This is a genomic window from Microbacterium sp. cf332 (genome assembly GCF_900102175.1).
GTDB lineage: Bacteria > Actinomycetota > Actinomycetes > Actinomycetales > Microbacteriaceae > Microbacterium.
In genome coordinates this window covers 884,573-904,016 of the sequence record NZ_FNKN01000001.1, presented here as the reverse complement: position 1 = coordinate 904,016, position 19,444 = coordinate 884,573, and the positions used below count along the sequence as shown (strand labels likewise).

Sequence of the window (19,444 nt, the reverse complement as noted above, 5' to 3'; positions counted from 1 at the left end):
AACACAGGAGGACCACATGCGCAAGACACGAATCACCGGCGCGTTCGCCGGTGTCGCCATCGCTGCGATCGCCCTGACCGGCTGCAACAGCGGCTCGCCCACCTCGCCCGGCGCCAGCGCCGGCGGCGACGACGCCAGCGACGCTGCGCTGTGGGAGGTCGCTTCCGACGTCTCCCTCGAGGGCAGCCCGACCTTCGACGCCATCCAGTCGCGCGACCAGGTCATCGTCGGCGTCAAGGAGGACCAGCCCGGTCTCGGCTTCCTCGACGCGACTACCAACGAGCGCACCGGCTTCGACGTCGACATCGCTCGCTGGATCGCCGCGTCGCTCGGCTACGACGAGGACAAGATCGAGTTCAAGGCGATCGCGTCGGCCAACCGTGAGCAGGCCATCGTCAACGGCGACGTCGACTACTACGTCGGCACCTACTCGATCACCGACTCGCGCAAGCAGCAGATCGACTTCGCCGGTCCGTACTTCATCACCGGCCAGGGACTGCTCGTCGCCGCTGACAGCGACATCGCCAGCGAGGACGACCTGAACGAGAACACCCGCGTGTGCTCCGCGACTGGATCGACCCCGATCCAGAACATCAAGGAGAACTATCCCGAGGTCCCGACCGAGGAGTTCGACCTGTACTCCGCCTGTGTCGACGCTCTCATCAACGGCACCGTCGACGCTGTCACCACCGACCAGGCCATCCTGATCGGCTACGCGGCGCAGTACCCCGACGAGATCAAGGTCGTCGGCGAGCCCTTCAGCGAGGAGAAGTACGGCATCGGCCTGCGCAAGGGCGACGACGCGTTCCGTGCCCACATCAACGAGCTGCTCACCGACGGCGGCGACGTGTGGCAGGGCATCTTCGACAAGAACCTCGGCCAGTCCGGGATCACGGTCGAGCAGCCCGCGGTCGACGCGTACTGAGTCGCACTGACACCATGACCACGGGGCGGGGACGCGAGCGTCCCCGCCCCGCACCAGCCAAGGAGACGATGTGGGCGTCATCACCGACAACCTCGACCTGTGGGGCGAGGCGCTCGGCAACACTCTGTTGCTGTTCTTCGCCGGAGGAGCGATCGCCCTCGTCCTCGGCACCCTGATCGGCGCGATGCGCGTATCGCCGGTTCCGGTGGCGCGCGCATTCGGCACGCTCTACGTCAACATCATCCGCAACACCCCGCTGACGCTGGTGTTCTTCTTCTTCGCGTTCGGCTACCCCCAGCTCGGGCTGCCGAGCCCCGGCTTCACGGTTCTGGGCATCTGGGCACTCGGCATCTACACCGCGACCTACGTCGCTGAGGTCATCCGCGCCGGGATCAACACGGTCCCCGTCGGGCAGGCCGAAGCCGCCCGCGCGATCGGACTCACGTTCGGCCAGGTCATGACCCTCGTCATCATGCCGCAGGCCTTCCGCTCGGTCGTCCCCCCGATGATGAGCGTCTTCATCGCTCTGCTCAAGAACACCACGGTCGCCGCCGGCTTCTCCGTCGCCGAGCTCGGTGTCATCCGCGCCAACCTCAGCGAGCGGGGCGAGAACGCGCTCACCGTGCTGCTCTGGGTCGCGGTCGTCTTCGTCGTGCTCGTGCTGCTCCTGAGCGCCGTGCAGCGACGACTCGAGAACAAGTGGAGGATCGCACGATGACTTCCGTCCTGTACGACGTGCCGGGCCCGCGGGCGATCTTGCGCAACCGCGTCCTCGGTGTCGTCACCGTGCTGCTGGTCGCCGTGGCCCTCGGCTTCATCATCTTCCGCTTCGCCGTGAGCGGTCAGTTCTCCGCGGAGAAGTGGTACATCTTCAGCTTCAGCAATGTCTGGCTGGGCATTCTGCGGTCGCTCGGCAACACCCTCGCGGCCTTCGGCCTCGCGGCGGTCGGTTCGCTGGTCCTCGGCTTCGTTCTCGCCATCGGCCGCCTGTCGGACCACGCCTGGGTACGCGTGCCGTTCGGCGTCGTCATCGAGGCGTTCCGCGCGGTGCCGGTGCTGATCTTCATGATGCTGATGTACTACGGCCTGCCGACGATCGGCGTCCGGCTCGAGCCCTACTGGGCTGTCGTGATCGCGCTCGTCGCCTACAACGGATCGGTGCTCGCCGAGGCGCTGCGTGCCGGCATCGAGTCGCTCCCGCGCGGGCAGAAGGAAGCCGGGTACGCGATCGGCCTGCGCAAGAGCGGCGTCATGCGCCTGATCCTGCTGCCGCAGGCGGTTCGCGCCATGCTTCCGGTGATCGTGGCGCAGCTCGTCGTGACGCTCAAGGACACGGCTCTCGGCTTCATCATCACCTACCCCGAGCTGCTGTACTACGCCAAGCAGCTCACGTCGCAGCCGGGTCGTCCGATCCTGCAGGCCGGCATCGTGATCGGCGCGATCTACATCGTCATGTGCCTTCTGCTGTCGTGGTTCGCGAGCTTCCTCGAGAAGCGGCTTTCGCGGTCGCCGCGTTCGACCGGAACCGCGGGCGGCGGCGCGGCGGCGGTGGATCCGCTCCACCACCCGGTGGCTCCGACGACCGACACGCAGCTGATCGCCGCGCAGGCGGCGACGGACGGCGCTACGGGGAACGAAGGCGGCGGTTTCGCCGGCTTCGGACGTCGCGGCTGACCGACGACGCTCCGACATCCCTCCCGACGGGCCCCTCACGCGAAAGCGGAGGGGCCCGTCGCCGGTAGACTCGACTCCCGTGTCCGACGCACCCGAGATCACCCCTGACGCGGTCGCCGCGGCGGTGGATGCGGCACTCGCCGCCATCGCCGACGCCTCCACGACCGCCGAGCTGAAGTCCGCCCGCAACGCCCACACCGCGGAGGGGTCGCCGCTCGCGCGCCTCAACGCGCAGCTGCGGTCGGTGCCCAACGAGAAGAAGGCCGAGTTCGGCAAGCTCGTTGGCCAGGCGCGCGGTCGCGTCAACCAGGCCCTCGCGGCGCGCGAAGAGGAACTGGCCGCCGCCGAGACGGCCGCCAAGCTCGAGGCCGAGGCGCTCGATGTCACCGCGATCGCGCCGCGGGCGCGCGTGGGTGCGCGGCATCCGATCTCGCTCCTGCAGGAGGAGGTCGCCGACCTGTTCGTCGGGATGGGCTGGGAGATCGCCGAAGGACCCGAGCTCGAGCACGAGTGGTTCAACTTCGACGCGCTGAACTTCGACGTCGACCACCCCGCCCGTCAGATGCAGGACACGTTCTTCGTCGATCCCGTCGCGCGACACCTCGTGATGCGAACGCAGACGAGCCCCGTGCAGATGCGGTCGATGCTCGAGCGCGACATCCCCATCTACGTGCTCTCGCCGGGGCGCGTGTTCCGCACCGACGAGTACGACGCGACCCACCTGCCGGTGTTCACGCAGTTCGAGGGACTCGTCGTCGACAAGGGCATCACGATGGCGCATCTCAAGGGCACCCTCGACCATGCGGCGCGCGAGTTGTTCGGCCCCGAGGCGAAGACGCGTTTCCGGACCAACTACTTCCCCTTCACCGAGCCGAGCGCCGAGCTCGACCTGTGGCATCCCACCTTCGCAGGCGGGGCGCGCTGGATCGAGTGGGGCGGCTGCGGAATGGTGAACCCCAATGTGCTCCGCGCCGCGGGCATCGACCCCGAGGTGTACTCCGGGTTCGCCTTCGGAATGGGGATCGAGCGGACGCTGATGTTCCGCTCAGACGTGAAGGACATGCGCGACATGGCCGAGGGTGATGTCCGTTTCAGCGAGCAGTTCGGGATGGTGGTCTGATGCGCGTTCCGCTCTCGTGGCTGCGTGAGTACGTCGATGTGCCGGCGGATGCCGCGCCCGACGACATCCTCGCGGCGCTCGTGTCGGTCGGCTTCGAGGAGGAGGACGTCCACGGCTTCGACCTGACCGGTCCGATCGTCGTCGGACGCGTCGTCTCGTTCGAGCCCGAACCGCAATCCAACGGCAAGACGATCCGCTGGTGCCAGGTCGACGTCGGCGATGCCAACGGCGGCGTCCGCGGCATCGTCTGCGGTGCTTCGAACTTCTTCGAGGGCGACAAGGTCGTCGTGACGCTTCCGGGCGCCGTGCTGCCCGGCCCGTTCCCGATCGCCGCACGCAAGACCTACGGTCACGTCTCCGACGGCATGATCGCGTCGGCGAAGGAGCTCGGACTCGGCGACGAGCACTCGGGCATCCTGCGCCTGGCCGAGCTCGGTCTCGACAGCGATGAGGACGCGCCGGTCGGCGCCGACGCGATCGCGCTGCTCGGCCTCGACGACGCGGCGATCGACGTGAACGTCACGCCCGACCGCGGCTACGCGCTGTCGGTGCGCGGCATCGCCCGCGAATACTCGCACGCCACGGGCGCCGCGTTCCGCGACCCCGGCCTGCGCGAGTTCGACGAGCTCGAGCACCCCGCCACCGGTTTCGAGGTCGCCGTCGACGATCAGGCTCCGATCCGCGGCCGCGTCGGCGCGACGGAGTTCGCGGTCCGCGTCGTCTCGGGCGTCGACCCGTCGCGTCCGACGCCGCCCTGGATGGTGGCGCGGCTGACGCTCGCCGGCATCCGCTCGCTCGGCATCCTCATCGACATCACGAATTACGTGATGCTCGAGCTCGGCAACCCGATCCACGGCTATGACCTCGACAAACTGAGCGGCAGCATCACGGTGCGTCGCGCGACGCCGGGCGAGAAGCTGACAACGCTCGACGGCAAGGAGCGCACGCTCGACGGCGAGGACCTCCTCATCACCGACGCCTCCGGTCCGATCGGGCTCGCGGGCGTCATGGGCGGCGGAACCACCGAGATGACCGACGCGACCCGGAACGTGCTGATCGAGGCGGCGGTCTTCGACACCGTGACGATCGCGCGCACCGCTCGCCGGCACAAGCTGCCCAGCGAGGCCTCGCGTCGCTTCGAGCGCGGAGTCGACCCGCTGCTGCCGTTCGTCGCCGCGCGCCGCGTGGCCGACCTCATGGCCGAGCTCGCCGGTGGGGCGCTCGAGCCGGTCGGCGGTGCGCTCTTCGGCGAGGTCTTCCTCGAGTCCATCGATCTGCCGCGCGGCTTCGTCGCGGGATTGATCGGCATCGACTACACGACGGATGAGGTCGTCTCGGCGCTCGAGACGATCGGCGCCGAGGTCTCGGAGACGGATGCCGGCTACGAGGTCATCCCGCCCTCGTGGCGACCCGACCTGACCGACAAGTGGACGCTCGCCGAGGAGGTCGCCCGCATCCACGGGCTCGACCGTGTGCCGTCGGTGCTGCCCACGGCGCCGTCGGGACGGGGCCTCACCGACGCGCAGAAGGGTCGCCGTCGTGTCGCGAACGCCCTCGCGGCCGCGGGCTTCGTCGAGACCCCGTCGTTCCCGTTCACGACGCGCGACCGGAACGACCTGCACGGCTCGGCCTCGGGCGAGCAGCTGCCCTCGGTCAAGATCGCGAACCCCCTCGACGGACAGGCGCCCTACCTGCGACGCTCGCTCGTCCCGGGACTGCTCCAGGTCGCGCACCGCAACGTCTCACGCGGGCTGACCGACCTCGCGCTGTTCGAGGTGGGCGCCGTCTTCCTGCCGGAGCCGGGCGTGACGTACGGCACCGAGACGGTGCCGCCGCTCGCCGTGCGCCCGGACGACGCGACGCTCGCCGCGCTCCACGCCTCGATCCCGCCGCAGCCGCGCCACGTCGCGGTTCTCGTCGCGGGCAACGTCGCGCCGAAGTCGCCCAGCCATGCAGCCGTCGCGGCGGACCTCAGCGATGTCTTCACCGCCGTCGCGGCGATCGCGTCGGCTGCGGGCGTCGAGGTCGAGATCGCGCAGTCCCGCCGCGCGGCCCTGCACCCGGGGCGTGCCGCCAGGCTGACCGTCGACGGTGTCGAGGTCGGCTACGCCGGTGAGCTGCACCCCGAGGTGTCTGCCGCGGCCGACCTGGCGGGCCGCGTGCTCGTCGCCGAGCTCGACCTCGACGCGATCCTCGCGAGCGCGGGGGAGCGGGTGGTCGTCGCATCGCTGTCGGGCTACCCCGCGGCCACGCAGGACGTCTCGCTCGTCGTGCCCGCCGAGGTCACGGCGGGTGCGCTCGCGGCCGCGCTGTCTGACGGCGCGGGCTCGCTGCTCGAGTCGCTCCGCCTCGTCGACGACTACCGCGGTGCCGGTGTCCCCGAGGGATCCAAGAGCCTGACGTTCGCGCTGCGCTTCCGGGCCGACGACCGCACGCTCACGGCGGCTGAGGCCAGCGAGGCCAAGCTCGCGGGTGTCGCGGTCGCCGCCGAGCGCCACGGCGCCGTCATCCGCGACTGACGAGCGGATTGCGTCGTTCGGGCGCAGTTCCGGATGTGGCGGGTGAGAACATCCGCGCCTCACGTCGGGAACTGCGCCCGACGTGTTCCGCGCGCTGAGCGACGGGTCTCGGTCCATTCAGCGTGAGCCCCAGTTCCACGCGGGCACGTCGAGAAGGCCCTGGCCGCGGACGAGCGTCTGAGCATCGGAGCGTTCGAGCTCGACGCGGGCGGGAGCGGGCAGCGCGTCGACCAGCACGTCGGCGTGCGACACGGTCATGACCTGGGTGCGCTCGGACGCGGCACGGACGAGAGATGCCAGCGGCTGCAGGAGCGAAGGATGCAGGCTCGCCTCGGGCTCGTTCAGCACGAGGAGCGGCGCCGGGCGGGCGGGCAGCAGCGCCGCGCACAGCAGCAGGTAGCGCAGGGTGCCGTCCGAGAGCTCGGCGGCATCGAGTGGCCGGAGCAGCCCCGGCTGTTCGAGGGTGAGGCGGAACAGCCCCTCGGTCGCGGCGATGCGCACACGGCTCCCCGGGAACGCGTCGTCGACGGCCCGGTCGAGAGCGGCGCCCTGCCCCGCGTCGACGATCGTCGCCCAGGTCGCGGCGAGGTTCGCACCGTCATGGGCCAGCGTGTGACTGCGCGTGCCGACCTGCGGCATCCGTGCGGGGGCGTCGAGATCGACCCGGAAGTGGTCGTAGAAGCGCCAGCCCGACATCGCCCGGCGCAACGCGAGCAGCTCGGGCGCAGCGTCGCCGTCGGCCAGGTCGGTCACGATGCTCTCGTAGGGGGCGAGTTGCTGATCGAGCATCGTCCAGGCGTCGTCGCGCACCCGCGTGAGCTGACGCGTGCGGTCGATGAGCAGCGTCGCCGGCTTGGCGATCGGCCCGGCGAACACCTGTTCGCGCTTGATCTCGGGGTCACGGGCGAACGGGTTCGTCTGCTCCGCCTGGGGGATGCCGAGGTCGATGAGGTAGCCGAGCTCGTCGGAGGCGTAACCGAGCTGCACGGCGATCGGCTTGCGCCGGACCGTCCCCTGGCTGCCGCCGCCCTCGGGACCGGCCCACAGCACCGACGGCAGCCCGCCTTCGCGCGCGAGCGCCCCCACGATGTCGCCGCGCGCAGCGGACGCGAGCAGACGCAGCGCGCGGTACAGGTTCGACTTGCCCGACCCGTTGGGTCCGGTCACGACGGTGAGGTCTCCGAGCGGCAGGACGACGTCGCGCAGCGAGCGGTATCCCGAGACGGCGAGGGTGCGCAGCATCCCTCCACCTTGGCAGGGCGGTCCGACACCGCCCCGTGCGAGCCGATAGGGTCGGGGCCGTGAGCGAGATCCCAGACAGCGTCACCCCATCGTCCGTCACGGCAGACTCCGCGCCCGCCCTCGAGCTGGCGGGACTGGTCAAGCGATTCGGCCAGAAGACCGCCGTCGACGGCATCGACCTGACGGTTCCCGCGGGGTCGTTCTACGGCCTCGTCGGCCCGAACGGGGCGGGCAAGACGACGAGCCTGTCGATGGCCACAGGACTCCTGCGACCGGATGCCGGCTCCGCCCGCGTCCACGGCATCGACGTGTGGCGCGACCCGGTCACCGCCAAGCGCACGATCGGCAACCTGGCCGACGGCGTGCGCCTGTTCGACCGCCTCACCGGCGAGCAGCTCATCACCTACACCGCGATGATGTTCGGGCTGCCGCGCCCGGAGATCGCGCCGCGCGTCTCGGACCTCCTCGACCTCATGGACCTGCGCGCCGCAGCCGGCACCATCGTGGCCGACTACTCGGCGGGCATGACGAAGAAGATCGCCCTCGCGTGCGCCCTCGTCCACGCGCCTCGGCTGCTCGTGCTCGACGAGCCGTTCGAGTCGGTCGACCCGGTGTCGGCCGCGAACATCGAGGACGTCCTGCGCAGCTACACGACCTCGGGCGGCTCGGTCATCGTGTCGAGCCACTCGATGGACCTCGTGCAGCGCATGTGCGACCACGTCGCGGTGATCGCGAACGGCCGCGTGCTCGCAGCCGGAACCATCGACGAGGTGCGCGCGGGCGAGAGCCTGCAGGACCGATTCGTGTCGCTCGTCGGCGGCCGCCACCAGTCGGAGGGGCCGCAGTGGTTGCGACAGTCCTGAAGCTGCGTTACCGCGTCCTCGGCAACACCCTCGCGCGGCGCCCATGGCAGCTGGTCGGCTTCATCCTCGGCTCGCTCTGGGGGCTCGGCATCCTGACCTCCCTCATCGTGGGGCTCGTGGCCCTCTCGGTGTTCGAGAACCTCGAGGCCGCGACCGTCGTGGCGATCCTCGGCGGCTCGCTGCTGCTCCTCGGCTGGCTCGTCGGCCCGATCGTCGTCGCGGGCCTCGACACCACCGTCGACGCCGTGCGCCTCGCACCGTTCCCGCTGACGCGCCGCCAGGTGATGCTCGCCCTCGCCGGCGCCGGGATCACCGGCATCCCCGGCATCATCACGACGTTCGCAGCGCTGGCGACCCTCATCGTCTGGATCCGCTGGCCGCTGGCCGCGGTCGTGGCGGTGCCCACCGTGCTCATCGGGGTGCTGACCTGCGTCCTCGCATCGCGCCTCATGGGCGAGCTGTCGGGAGGGATGGGCGGACGACGGTCGCGCGAGATCATCGGCACGATCGTGCTCGTCGTGCTCATCATGACCGGACCGATCCTGAGCGGTATCGCCGCCCTCCTCGGTCAGGCGGGCGGCGACCTCTGGTCGCGGTTGCAGCAGGCCGCCGCCGTCCTCGCCTGGACACCCCTGGGAGCGGCGTGGTCGGTCGCGCCGAGCGTCGCCGCAGGGGAGTGGCTGCCGGCCCTCGCCAGCGCGGCCATCGCCGTCGCGACCCTCGTCGTGCTGTGGATCGTGTGGGATCGCGTCATCGAGACCGCGGTCTCGTCGCCCCGCCAGCGGGCGACCCGCACCGTCGCCGCCGGCAAGCTCGGGCTGTTCGGCGTCATGCCGACCGGGGGCGTGGGCGCGACCTGGGCCAGGTCGCTCTCGGGGTGGCTGCGCGACCCGCGCTATCTGCGCCAGCTGCTCGTCATCCCGCTGTTCCCCGTGCTGTTCGCCTTCACCGGCGGCATCGACGGATTCATGTTCCTCGTCTCGCCGGTGCTCGCCGCCCTCGTGATGGCCGCCGTCAGCTACTCCGACGTATCGTTCGACGGCACGGCCTTCGGCACGACGCTCGCCACGGGCATCTCCGGGCGCGCGGACCGGCTGGGACGGGTGCTGGGCGCGGCGTGCGTCGGTGTGCCCCTCATCCTGCTGCTCGCGATCGCCACGGCCGTCGTGTCGGGCGATGCCGGCCACCTGCCGGCCGTGACGGGCGCCGCGCTCGGCGTGCTTCTCGCGGGCTACGGCGTGTGCGCGGTGTCGTCGGCGCTCATCGTCACCCCGGTGCCCGCACCGGGCGACAGCCCGTTCAAGAGCACGCCCGGCCGCAACTCCATCGCGGGCCTGTTCGTCTTCGTCGTGTGGGCGGCCGTGGTCGTGCTGTCGCTGCCGTCGCTGATCCTCGCGATCGTCAACGCGGTGACGGGTGTGCAGACGTGGGGCTGGGCATCCCTCGCCGTTGGCATCGTCTTCGGCGGCATCGTCACCGCGGTCGGTGTGATCGTCGGCGGACGGACGCTGCAGCGCACCGGTCCCGACCTGCTCGTTCGGATCAAGGCGTTCCCGACCTGATCGAGCGCAGAGCCGCGCCCGAAGCGGGTGCGCTCGCGGTCGAGCCCGGCGCGCGGGATTTGGCGGATGCGGCATCCGCCCGCTACTGTCGGCGCATGTCTTCGGCCCCGCAGCGCACCGTCACGGTGCTTCGCGCGCGCCGACGTCTGGGCGACCGCCGACGTTAGGCGACCCTGCACGCTCCCGCATCCGCGGTCGAGCGAGTGGTGTCGCCGCCGCCGGTCCCCGTCGCCGCAGAGGCGACGCCATCCCAGACAATAAGGTGGAAGTCATGCCACTCTCCGTCGCCGTCTCCGGCGCATCCGGATATGCAGGAGGCGAGATCCTGCGCCTGCTCGCCGCTCATCCCGACGTCGAGATCCGCACGGTCACCGCGCACTCGAACGCCGGTCAGCCGCTCGTCGACCATCAGCCGCACCTGCGATCGCTGCGCCACCTGACGCTGCAGCCCTCGACGCCCGAGGTGCTCGCCGGCCACGACATCGTCTTCCTCGCGCTCCCGCACGGTCAGTCGGGGCAGTACACCGACGCGCTCGCCGAGACGTCGCTCGTGATCGACGCCGGCGCCGACCACCGACTGACCTCGTCCGCCGACTGGGACGCCTTCTACGGCGGAGAGTTCCACGAGCCGTGGACCTACGGCGTGCCCGAGCTGCTCATCGGCGACGGCGCCAAGCAGCGCGGGAAGCTCGTCGGAGCCTCGCGGATCGCGGCGCCCGGCTGCAACGCCTCGACCGTCGCCCTGAGCCTGGCGCCCGGTGTGGCGGCGGGCGTCATCGATGCGAGCGACATCGTGAGTGTCCTCGCTGTCGGGCCTTCGGGCGCGGGCAAGAGCCTCAAGACGAATCTCCTCGCCGCCGAGATCCTGGGGTCGGCGAACCCCTACGCCATCGGCGGTACCCACCGGCACATCCCCGAGATCCGGCAGGCCTTGCGGGGCGCGGGCGCGGCCGGCGACATCCGCATCTCGTTCACCCCCGTGCTCGTGCCGATGTCGCGCGGCATCCTCGCCACATCGACGGCCCCCATCGCAGACGGGGTCACCGACGCGCAGATCCGCGAGGCGTGGGAGAGCGCGTACGCCGACGAGACCTTCGTGCAGCTGCTTCCCGAGGGCTCCTTCCCGCGGACGGCAGACGTCACCGGCGCGAGCACGGCCCTGATGGGGCTCGCGATCGACCGTGCCGCCGGACGCGTCGTCGTCGTCACCGCCGTCGACAACCTCGCCAAGGGCACCGCGGGTGCCGCCATCCAGTCGATGAACATCGCCCTCGGTCTCGCCGAGACTACGGGCCTGACCGTGAACGGAGTCGCCCCGTGAGCGTCACCGCCCCCCAGGGATTCGAGGCGGCCGGCGTCGTCGCGGGACTCAAGTCCACCGGAAAGCCCGACGTCGCCGTGGTCGTCAACCGCGGCCCGCTCAAGGTCGGAGCCGCGGTGTTCACCTCGAACCGCGCCAAGGCGAACCCCATCCTCTGGTCGCAGCAGGCGATCGCCGACGGCGTCGTCGAGGCGATCGTGCTCAACTCGGGCGGCGCGAACTGCTTCACCGGCAGCTTCGGCTTCCAGACGACGCACCAGACGGCCGAGAAGGCGGGCGAGCTGCTCGGCATCAGCTCCGGAGACGTCCTCGTCTGCTCGACGGGACTCATCGGCACGGGCGACGAGGTTTTCCGGGCCAAGGTGCTCGACGGGACCGCGGCCGCGATCGGAGCGCTGCGCGCCGACGGCGGAGATGACGCGTCGCTCGCGATCATGACGACCGACTCCCGCCCGAAGCGGGCGACGGTCTCGCGCGACGGCTGGACGATCGGCGCCATGGCGAAGGGCGCGGGCATGCTCGCGCCGGGTCTCGCGACGATGCTCGTGGTCGTCACGACCGACGCCGTGCTCGACGCCCAGCAGGCCGACGCCGCGCTGCGCGCCGCCACCCGGACGAGCTTCGACCGCCTCGACTCCGACGGCTGCATGTCGACCAACGACCAGGTGACCCTGATGGTCAGCGGCGCGTCGGGCGTGACGCCGGATGCCGCCGACTTCGCCGCCGCGCTCGCCGAGGTCTGCCACGACCTCGCCGAGCAGCTGCAGGGCGACGCCGAGGGGGCGAGCCACGACATCACGATCGAGGTCGTCGGTGCCGCATCCGAGGACGACGCCGTCGTCGTCGGACGCTCGGTCGCCCGCAACAACCTGTTCAAGGCGGCGATCTTCGGCAACGATCCGAACTGGGGCCGCGTGCTCGCCGCGATCGGCACGACCGACGCGGCGTTCGACCCGTACGACGTCGACGTCTCGTTCAACGGCGTGCGGGTCTGCACGGCGGGCGGCCCCGACCGCCCCCGCGACGACGTCGACCTGACGCCCCGTGCGACGCGCATCCTCATCGACCTGCGGTCGGGCGACGCGGCGGCGACGATCCTCACGAACGATCTCACCCACGACTACGTCCACGAGAACAGCGCTTACTCCTCATGAACGACATCGACCTCCAGCACACCACGCCCGAAGAGGCGGCGGTCAAGGCCGGCGTTCTCGTCGAGTCGCTGCCGTGGCTGCAACGCTTCCGCGACCAGATCATCGTCATCAAGTACGGCGGCAACGCGATGGTTTCTGAGGAGTTGCAGGAATCGTTCGCGCAAGACATCGCCTACCTGCGCTTCGTCGGGGTGAAGCCCGTCGTCGTGCACGGCGGCGGCCCGCAGATCTCGAAGATGCTCAACCGGCTCTCGATCGAGAGCGAGTTCAAGGGCGGCTACCGCGTCACCAGCACCGAGGCGATCGATGTCGTGCGCATGGTGCTGACCGGGCAGATCAATCCGCAGCTCGTCGCGCGCATCAACGCCTACGGCCCGTTCGCCACGGGCCTGTCCGGCGAGGACGCCGGCCTGTTCGGCGGTCGTCGACGCGGTGTCGTGATCGACGGGACCGAGCACGACCTCGGGCACGTCGGCGATGTCGTCGAGGTCGACCCGCAGCAGGTGCACGATCAGCTCGCGGCCGGTCGCATCCCCGTCATCTCGTCGATCGCGCCCGACCTCGACAACCCCGGCCACTCGCTCAACGTGAACGCGGATGCCGCGGCCGCCGCGCTCGCGACGGCGCTCGGCGCGACGAAGCTCGTCGTGCTCACCGACGTGCCCGGCCTCTACGCCGACTGGCCGAACCGCGACTCGCTCGTCTCGCACCTGACGGCGACCGACCTGCGCGCGATGCTGCCGAAGCTCGAATCGGGCATGATCCCGAAGATGCAGGCGTGCCTCGACGCCGTCGACGGGGGAGTCGACACCGCGGCCATCATCGACGGACGCCAGCCTCACTCGGTGCTGGTCGAAGTCTTCACAGCACAGGGAATCGGCACGGAGGTGGTGGCGGGATGACGAACCCGACGATCCAGCAGACAGCGCCCACGTGGGCGGACGACGTCGATCGCGACCTGGTCCGCAGCGCGGGCGCGCGCCTCGCCCTGCTCGAGCGCGGCGAGGGGGCGTACGTCTGGGATGCCGACGGCAAGCGGTACCTCGACTTCCTCGCGGGCATCGCCGTCAACTCGCTCGGCCACGCGCATCCGGTGTTCGTCGAGGCGATCTCGCGGCAGGCCGCGACGCTCTCGCACGTGTCGAACTACTTCGCGACGCCGCCGCAGCTCGCGCTCGCCGCGCAGCTGAAGCGTCTCGCCGGAACCGGTGACGCCGGTCGGGTGTACTTCGGGAACTCCGGCGCCGAGGCCAACGAGGCGGCGTTCAAGCTCGCGCGGCTGCACGGCGGCGCCGAGCGCCCGCGCATCCTGGCGCTGAAGGACGCGTTCCACGGACGCACAATGGGAACGCTCGCGCTGACGGGCAAGCCGCACATGCAGCAGCCGTTCGAGCCGATGGTGCCCGGCGTCGAGAGCATCGACTCGACGATCGAGGCGCTCGAGGCGGCGATGGACGACCGCGTCGCCGCTCTCTTCGTCGAGCCGATCAAGGGCGAGGCTGGGGTCATCCCGCTGCCCGACGGCTACCTCGCCGCTGCCCGCGAGATCACGAAGCGACACGGTGCGCTGCTCATCATCGATGAGATCCAGACCGGCGCCGGGCGCACCGGCGCCTGGTTCGCCTTCCAGCACGCCGGCATCGAGCCCGATGCGATCACGGTCGCCAAGGGCATCGGCGGCGGCTTCCCGATCGGCGCGCTCATTACATTCGAGAGCGCGAGCGACCTGTTCTATCCGGGCACGCACGGCTCGACCTTCGGCGGCAACCCGCTGGGCACCGCCGTCGCGTCGGCCGTTCTCGGTGAGATCGAGAACGGCGGACTCGTCGAGGCCGCTGCGACCCACGGCGCGCGCCTGCGGCAGGTGATCGAGGCGATCGATTCGCCGCTGATCGAGGGCGTTCGCGGCCAGGGCCTGCTGCTGGGCGTGGCGCTGCGGCATCCCGTCGCCGGCGCCGTCGTGGCGGCGGCTCAGGAGCACGGCCTGATCGTCAACGCGGCCAACGACCGCACGGTGCGCATCGCCCCGCCCCTCACCATCGGCGACGTCGAGATCGACGAGTTCGCCGAGCTGTTCACCGCCGCACTGCGCACCGTCGCGTCGGCCCTGCTTCTCGAAGACACGACCACGGAGGAATCCGAATGACCCGCCACCTGCTCCGCGACGACGACCTGACCCCGGCCGAACAGGCCGAGGTGCTCGATCTCGCCCTCGAGCTGAAGAAGGACCGCTGGCAGCTGAAGCCCCTCGAGGGTCCCCAAACCGTCGCGGTGATCTTCGACAAGTCGTCGACCCGCACCCGCGTCTCCTTCGCGGTCGGCATCGCCGATCTGGGCGGCTCTCCGCTGATCATCTCGACGGCCAACAGCCAGCTCGGCGGCAAGGAGACCCCGTCCGACACCGCACGGGTGCTCGAGCGGCAGGTCGCCGCGATCGTGTGGCGCACGTACGCGCAGGCCGGTCTCGAAGAGATGGCGCGGGGAACCCGCGTGCCCGTCGTCAACGCACTGAGCGACGACTTCCACCCCTGCCAGCTGCTCGCCGACCTGCTCACGATCCGTGAGCACAAGGGCGATCTCGCCGGCCTCACCCTGTCGTTCTTCGGCGACGGACGCTCGAACATGGGCCACTCGTACGTGCTCGCCGGTGTCACCGCGGGCATGCACGTGCGCGTCGCCTCGCCCGAGGGCTACGGCCCGCGCGAGGATGTCGTCGCCGATGCCCAGCGCATCGCGGCGCAGACCGGCGGCTCGGTGACGATCCTCGTCGACCCGCTCGAGGCCGCATCCGGTGCCGACGTCGTCGTGACCGACACCTGGGTGTCGATGGGCAAGGAGGAGGAGAAGATCGCGCGCATCCGCGATCTCGGCGCGTACAAGGTGACGCAGCAGACGATGGATGCCGCGGCCGACGAGGCGATCTTCATCCACTGCCTGCCCGCAGACCGCGGCTACGAGGTGGATGCCGAGGTCATCGACGGTCCGCAGAGCGTCGTCTGGGACGAGGCCGAGAACCGTCTGCACGCGCAGAAGGCACTGCTCGTCTGGCTGCTGCGTCAGCAGTGACGCGGGCGTGACGGAGAGGGCGGGCCACCGTGACGTCGGGCTGGCGCGAGACGCTGCGGATGCGCGCCCTCTTCGCGCCCTCGCGGATCGACGGAGTCGACCTCGCTCGGGGGCTCGCCGTCGTGGGGATGCTCGCGGCGCACCTCGTCGTCATCCCCGATCTCGACTGGTCGGACCCGTCGACCTACGACGGCCTCGTCCACGGACGCTCGTCGATCCTGTTCGCGACGCTGGCGGGGGTCTCGATCGGACTCATCAGCGGGGGGCCGGCTCCGCTGCGCGGCGCGCGGCTCGAGACGGTGCGCGCGAGGCTGCTCGTGCGAGCCGGCGCGGTGTGGGTGGTGGGCGTCCTGCTGATCTTCCTCGGGGTGCCGGTCTACGTCATCCTGCCGGCCTACGCGATCCTGTTCGTCCTCGCCGCCGCAGCCCTGTCGTTCCGGGCGCGTACGTTGCTGATCGCCGCCGCCGTCATCGGGGTCCTCGCCCCGTTCCCACAGGCGGCGATCGATGCGCTGTCGTTCTGGTCGACGCCCGCGGGAGACGACCTGTCGAACGCGATCGGCTGGCACTATCCGTTCCTCACCTGGATCGCGTTCGTCCTGGCCGGCATGGGCGCCGCCCGACTCGACCTGCGCGCACGGGCGACGCCGTGGCTGCTCGCCCTCGCGGGAGCGACGCTCGCGATCGCCGGCACCGTGCTCGACATCGCGTGGGGCGCGTCGGAGTCGTCCGGCGAGACGCCGTGGACCGGCGAGGCGCATTCGTCGGGCCTGTTCGAGGTCGTCGGCTCGGGCGGATTCGCGCTGTCGATGATCGGGCTGTGCGTGCTGCTGTGCCGCACCCCCCTCACCTGGGTCGCCCTGCCGCTGCGCGCCGTCGGGTCGATGCCCTTGACCGCGTACTCCGCCCACATCGTCGTGTGGGCGTTCACGCGGCCGCCCGACGAGCCCGGGGTGTTCGAGCTCGACGCCTATCGCGATCTCGACCCCTTCTGGCCGATGACCCTGGGCATCATCGCGGCGTGCACCGTCTGGGCGCTCGCGGTCGGTCGCGGACCGCTCGAGACCGGCATCGACGCCCTCGCCCGCGCCGCCGTCCGCGGGCGTACCGACGAACAGGTCGCGGGGATGCGCCCCGATAAGCTGGAGCGATGAGCGCAGACACGTCAGGCGGCACGAACTCCGGGGCTCTCTGGGGGGCCCGCTTCGCCTCGGGGCCCGCGCCCGAGCTGGCCCGTCTGAGCCGATCGACGCACTTCGACTGGGCCCTCGCCGGGTACGACATCGCCGGTTCGCACGCCCACGCGAAGGCGCTCGCCGCCGCCGGGTACCTCACCGACGACGAAGAGGGCCGCATGCACGCGGGCCTCGACATGGTGCTCGCGGCCGTCCGCGACGGCTCGCTGCAGCCCGCGGAGAGCGATGAAGACGTGCACGGCGCCCTCGAGGCCGCTCTCATCGCGACGGTCGGCGCCGAGCTGGGTGGCAAGCTGCGCGCCGGTCGCAGCCGGAACGACCAGATCGCGACCCTCGTGCGGCTCTTCCTGCTCGATCACGCCGAGGTCATCGCGCGCGACATCCTGCGGGTCATCGACGCCATCGTCGGTCAGGCCGAGGCGCACTCGCGCGCCATCATGCCGGGTCGCACGCACCTGCAGCACGCCCAGCCCGTGCTGCTGGCCCACCACCTGCAGGCCCATGCCTGGCCACTGCTGCGCGACCTCGAGCGGCTGCGCGACTGGTCGGCCCGCGCCCGGGTGTCGCCGTACGGCGGGGGAGCGCTCGCCGGCGCCACTCTCGGGCTCGACCCGCAGCTGGTCGCGACCGAGCTCGGTCTCGACCGTCCGGCGGAGAACTCGATCGACGGCACCTCGTCGCGCGACGTCGTTGCCGAGTTCGCCTTCGTCGCCGCCATGATCGGTGTCGACCTCTCGCGGTTCGCCGAGGACATCATCATCTGGAACACCCGCGAGTTCGGCTTCGTCACGCTCGACGACGGCTACTCGACGGGGTCGAGCATCATGCCGCAGAAGAAGAACCCCGACATCGCCGAGCTCGCCCGAGGCAAGGCCGGCCGCGTGATCGGCAACCTCTCGGGTCTGCTCGCGACGCTGAAGGCGCTGCCTCTCGCGTACAACCGCGACCTGCAGGAGGACAAGGAGCCGGTCTTCGACTCGATCGAGACGCTCGAGGTCGTCCTCCCCGCCTTCGCCGGTATGGTCGCGACCCTGCGCTTCGACCTCGACCGTATGGCTGAGCTCGCTCCGCAGGGCTTCTCGCTCGCGACCGACGTCGCCGAGTGGCTCGTCAAGCGCGGTGTGCCGTTCCGTGAGGCGCACGAGATCTCGGGCTCGCTCGTCCGGCTCTGCGAAGAGCGCGGCATCGAGCTGCATGAGGCCTCCGATGACGAGCTGGCGTCGGTGTCGCAGCACCTCGCTCCTGAGGTGCGCGAGGTGCTGTCGCCCGAGGGGTCGGTCGCGAGCCGTGACGGTATCGGCGGCACGGCACCCGTGCGCGTCGACGAACAGCGCGCCGCGCTCATCGCCCGGTCTCAGCAGGCAGTGCGCATCTGGGAGCTCTGATATCAGTCTGGGACTGATATTCGGATATCATCAGCACATGACTTATATCTCGCAGGTATAAGTGCTAACCTGATCATCATGTCGATCGCAGTGATCGCCGACATCGTCGGCTCGCGCCTCCTCGACGACCGCAGCCGCACGCAAGCGCGCATCGAGGCGGCCATGTCGGAGGTCGACCGCGAGCTGCCCGTCGCCGTCTCGCCGATGCGCGCCACCTTCGCCGACGAGTTCCAAGCCGTCTTCGACGACCTCGACGACGCGCTCGCCTGGCTGCTGCTCCTGCAGCTCGCGCTGCCCGACGAGGCGTCGTTGCGTTTCGGGCTCGGCATCGGCGCGGTCGGTCCGGTCGACTCCGCGAGCACGGGTATCTCCGACGGCCCCGGGTGGTGGCGAGCCCGAGAGGCGATCGAGCAGGTGCACGGGATGCAGGACCGCGCCGTGCCGCGTGCCCGCACGCGCATTGTCGGGGGTGACGAGGAGGATGTCGCCATGGCAGACCGCATCCGTTTCGCCAACGCCTACGCCCTCGTCCGCGACGAGCTCGTCGGGGCGATGTCGGAGCGTGCTCGGCGCCTCGTCTACGGCCGCTGCCTCGGTCGCACGCAGGGAGCCCTGGCGAAGGACGAGGGCGTCACCCAGTCGGCGGTGTCGCAGCTGCTGGCATCGTCTGGCGCCCCGGCCGTCATCGCGGGGTACACGGCCCTCCGGGAGCGTGCGAGATGATCGGCGCGGGTCTGATGCTGCTCGCCGTGGGCGGGCTCGATCTGGCGCGCAAGCGCCTCTCGGGCGCGCGGCTCGGCATCGTCCTCGTGCTCCTCGGGGCCGCCCTGCTGCCCCTCGCCGCGTGGGCGGGAGCGGCTGCCTGGTGGTTCGTCGCCATCGCCGTCGCCGCCGGATGGGCCGCGGTGACGTCGACGCGCGAGCCGACGCGGTGGGGTCTGTGGCCGGCGGCCCTGCTCGCTGTCGTCGTCGCGGTCGCGGTGGCGCTCATCGGCGTGCGCGATGGGCAAGGGCCGCTCGAGCGCATCTGGCCGATCGACTCGCCGCTGGGGGCTGTGAGCCTCGACCTGGCGGTCGCGCTGGCCGGCGCGCTGGTGTTCCTCGTCGAATCGGGCAACGTCATCGTCCGCGCCTCGCTGCGCGGCGGGGTGGTCGCGGCCGAGGCGTCGGACGCCCTCAAGGGTGGCCGCATCATCGGGCCGCTCGAGCGTGTGCTCGTCTTCGCCCTGACGCTCACCGGGGCGTTCACCCTGCTCGCGGCCGTGCTCGCGGCGAAGGGCATCGTGCGCTTCCCCGAGATCTCCCGAGACCACGACGGGGGAGACCGGGCCGAGTACTTCCTCGTCGGCAGTCTCGTCAGCTGGGTCGTCGCTCTCGCGGCGGCGTTCCTCGTGTGGTGGGGTACCGCGACCTGACG

17 protein-coding genes are annotated in these 19,444 nt (G+C 70.8%); 16 read left to right on the top strand and 1 reads right to left on the bottom strand.

Going from position 1 to position 19,444, the window contains the following annotated elements; genetic code table 11:
- The first annotated feature begins 16 nt into the window (after positions 1 to 16).
- The 5 genes from BLT21_RS04290 to pheT all read left to right on the top strand — a co-directional run bounded on the left by BLT21_RS04290 (position 17) and on the right by pheT (position 6,238).
- A complete protein-coding gene (locus tag BLT21_RS04290; RefSeq protein WP_091499640.1) occupies positions 17 to 925 on the top strand; it encodes a glutamate ABC transporter substrate-binding protein in 909 nt (302 codons plus the stop codon).
- A 70-nt stretch (positions 926 to 995) separates the two neighbouring features.
- Positions 996 to 1,643, top strand: coding sequence for an amino acid ABC transporter permease (locus tag BLT21_RS04285; protein WP_091499637.1), 648 nt, complete (start codon positions 996 to 998; stop codon positions 1,641 to 1,643).
- The gene (locus BLT21_RS04280; protein WP_091500681.1) at positions 1,640 to 2,599 is read left to right on the top strand and encodes an amino acid ABC transporter permease; all 960 of its coding nucleotides are present in this window, start codon (positions 1,640 to 1,642) and stop codon (positions 2,597 to 2,599) included. Before BLT21_RS04285 ends, BLT21_RS04280 begins: the two co-directional genes overlap by 4 nt.
- A 79-nt stretch (positions 2,600 to 2,678) precedes the next feature.
- Entirely contained in the window at positions 2,679 to 3,719 is a 1,041-nt protein-coding gene (pheS, locus tag BLT21_RS04275; RefSeq protein WP_091499635.1) for a phenylalanine--tRNA ligase subunit alpha, read from the top strand.
- Positions 3,719 to 6,238 carry a phenylalanine--tRNA ligase subunit beta gene (gene pheT / locus BLT21_RS04270; RefSeq protein ID WP_091499633.1) on the top strand — a complete coding sequence of 840 codons (2,520 nt, stop codon included), beginning with the start codon at positions 3,719 to 3,721 and terminating at the stop codon, positions 6,236 to 6,238. The genes pheS and pheT overlap by 1 nt, the downstream gene beginning before the upstream one ends.
- A gap of 117 nt (positions 6,239 to 6,355) precedes the next feature.
- On the opposite strand, the gene BLT21_RS04265 is transcribed toward pheT, so the two are convergent.
- On the bottom strand, positions 6,356 to 7,480 hold the full coding sequence (locus BLT21_RS04265) for an AAA family ATPase (protein WP_091499632.1): 1,125 nt from the start codon (positions 7,478 to 7,480) through the stop codon (positions 6,356 to 6,358).
- Positions 7,481 to 7,539: 59 nt separating this feature from the next.
- Between BLT21_RS04265 and BLT21_RS04260 the strand changes: the two genes are divergently transcribed.
- The 11 genes from BLT21_RS04260 to BLT21_RS04210 all read left to right on the top strand — a co-directional run bounded on the left by BLT21_RS04260 (position 7,540) and on the right by BLT21_RS04210 (position 19,442).
- Positions 7,540 to 8,343, top strand: coding sequence for an ABC transporter ATP-binding protein (locus BLT21_RS04260; RefSeq protein ID WP_176786805.1), 804 nt, complete (start codon positions 7,540 to 7,542; stop codon positions 8,341 to 8,343).
- Positions 8,325 to 9,905: a hypothetical protein gene (locus tag BLT21_RS04255; RefSeq protein WP_091499631.1), complete on the top strand. Its 1,581-nt coding sequence runs from the start codon at positions 8,325 to 8,327 to the stop codon at positions 9,903 to 9,905. The genes BLT21_RS04260 and BLT21_RS04255 overlap by 19 nt, the downstream gene beginning before the upstream one ends.
- 271 nt (positions 9,906 to 10,176) lie before the next feature.
- Complete coding sequence (gene argC, locus BLT21_RS04250; protein ID WP_091499630.1) at positions 10,177 to 11,226, top strand: N-acetyl-gamma-glutamyl-phosphate reductase; 1,050 nt, start codon at positions 10,177 to 10,179, stop codon at positions 11,224 to 11,226.
- Positions 11,223 to 12,380 (top strand): bifunctional glutamate N-acetyltransferase/amino-acid acetyltransferase ArgJ, encoded by a 1,158-nt coding sequence (argJ, locus tag BLT21_RS04245; protein WP_091499629.1) that lies wholly within the window; start codon positions 11,223 to 11,225, stop codon positions 12,378 to 12,380. Before argC ends, argJ begins: the two co-directional genes overlap by 4 nt.
- Entirely contained in the window at positions 12,377 to 13,282 is a 906-nt protein-coding gene (argB, locus tag BLT21_RS04240; protein WP_091499628.1) for an acetylglutamate kinase, read from the top strand. Before argJ ends, argB begins: the two co-directional genes overlap by 4 nt.
- On the top strand, positions 13,279 to 14,526 hold the full coding sequence (locus BLT21_RS04235) for an acetylornithine transaminase (protein WP_091499627.1): 1,248 nt from the start codon (positions 13,279 to 13,281) through the stop codon (positions 14,524 to 14,526). Before argB ends, BLT21_RS04235 begins: the two co-directional genes overlap by 4 nt.
- Entirely contained in the window at positions 14,523 to 15,446 is a 924-nt protein-coding gene (argF, locus tag BLT21_RS04230) for an ornithine carbamoyltransferase (RefSeq protein ID WP_091499626.1), read from the top strand. Before BLT21_RS04235 ends, argF begins: the two co-directional genes overlap by 4 nt.
- Positions 15,447 to 15,475: 29 nt before the next feature.
- On the top strand, positions 15,476 to 16,600 hold the full coding sequence (locus BLT21_RS04225) for a heparan-alpha-glucosaminide N-acetyltransferase domain-containing protein (RefSeq protein WP_256335905.1): 1,125 nt from the start codon (positions 15,476 to 15,478) through the stop codon (positions 16,598 to 16,600).
- On the top strand, positions 16,597 to 18,027 hold the full coding sequence (gene argH, locus BLT21_RS04220; RefSeq protein ID WP_091499625.1) for an argininosuccinate lyase: 1,431 nt from the start codon (positions 16,597 to 16,599) through the stop codon (positions 18,025 to 18,027). Before BLT21_RS04225 ends, argH begins: the two co-directional genes overlap by 4 nt.
- A gap of 78 nt (positions 18,028 to 18,105) precedes the next feature.
- Entirely contained in the window at positions 18,106 to 18,750 is a 645-nt protein-coding gene (locus BLT21_RS04215; protein ID WP_091499624.1) for a SatD family protein, read from the top strand.
- The gene (locus BLT21_RS04210; protein ID WP_091499623.1) at positions 18,747 to 19,442 is read left to right on the top strand and encodes a hypothetical protein; all 696 of its coding nucleotides are present in this window, start codon (positions 18,747 to 18,749) and stop codon (positions 19,440 to 19,442) included. The genes BLT21_RS04215 and BLT21_RS04210 overlap by 4 nt, the downstream gene beginning before the upstream one ends.
- The last annotated feature ends 2 nt before the right edge of the window (positions 19,443 to 19,444 follow it).

Bases quoted from the DNA above. Each gene is read 5' to 3' on its own strand.
- argC (WP_091499630.1), top strand. From the start codon at position 10,177: ATGCCACTCTCCGTCGCCGTCTCCGGCGCATCCGGATATGCAGGAGGC.
- pheT (WP_091499633.1), top strand. From the start codon at position 3,719: ATGCGCGTTCCGCTCTCGTGGCTGCGTGAGTACGTCGATGTGCCGGCG.
- BLT21_RS04235 (WP_091499627.1), top strand. From the start codon at position 13,279: ATGACGAACCCGACGATCCAGCAGACAGCGCCCACGTGGGCGGACGAC.
- argF (WP_091499626.1), top strand. From the start codon at position 14,523: ATGACCCGCCACCTGCTCCGCGACGACGACCTGACCCCGGCCGAACAG.
- BLT21_RS04290 (WP_091499640.1), top strand. From the start codon at position 17: ATGCGCAAGACACGAATCACCGGCGCGTTCGCCGGTGTCGCCATCGCT.
- BLT21_RS04265 (WP_091499632.1), bottom strand. From the start codon at position 7,480: ATGCTGCGCACCCTCGCCGTCTCGGGATACCGCTCGCTGCGCGACGTC.
- BLT21_RS04215 (WP_091499624.1), top strand. From the start codon at position 18,106: ATGTCGATCGCAGTGATCGCCGACATCGTCGGCTCGCGCCTCCTCGAC.
- BLT21_RS04210 (WP_091499623.1), top strand. From the start codon at position 18,747: ATGATCGGCGCGGGTCTGATGCTGCTCGCCGTGGGCGGGCTCGATCTG.
- argB (WP_091499628.1), top strand. From the start codon at position 12,377: ATGAACGACATCGACCTCCAGCACACCACGCCCGAAGAGGCGGCGGTC.
- BLT21_RS04280 (WP_091500681.1), top strand. From the start codon at position 1,640: ATGACTTCCGTCCTGTACGACGTGCCGGGCCCGCGGGCGATCTTGCGC.
- argH (WP_091499625.1), top strand. From the start codon at position 16,597: ATGAGCGCAGACACGTCAGGCGGCACGAACTCCGGGGCTCTCTGGGGG.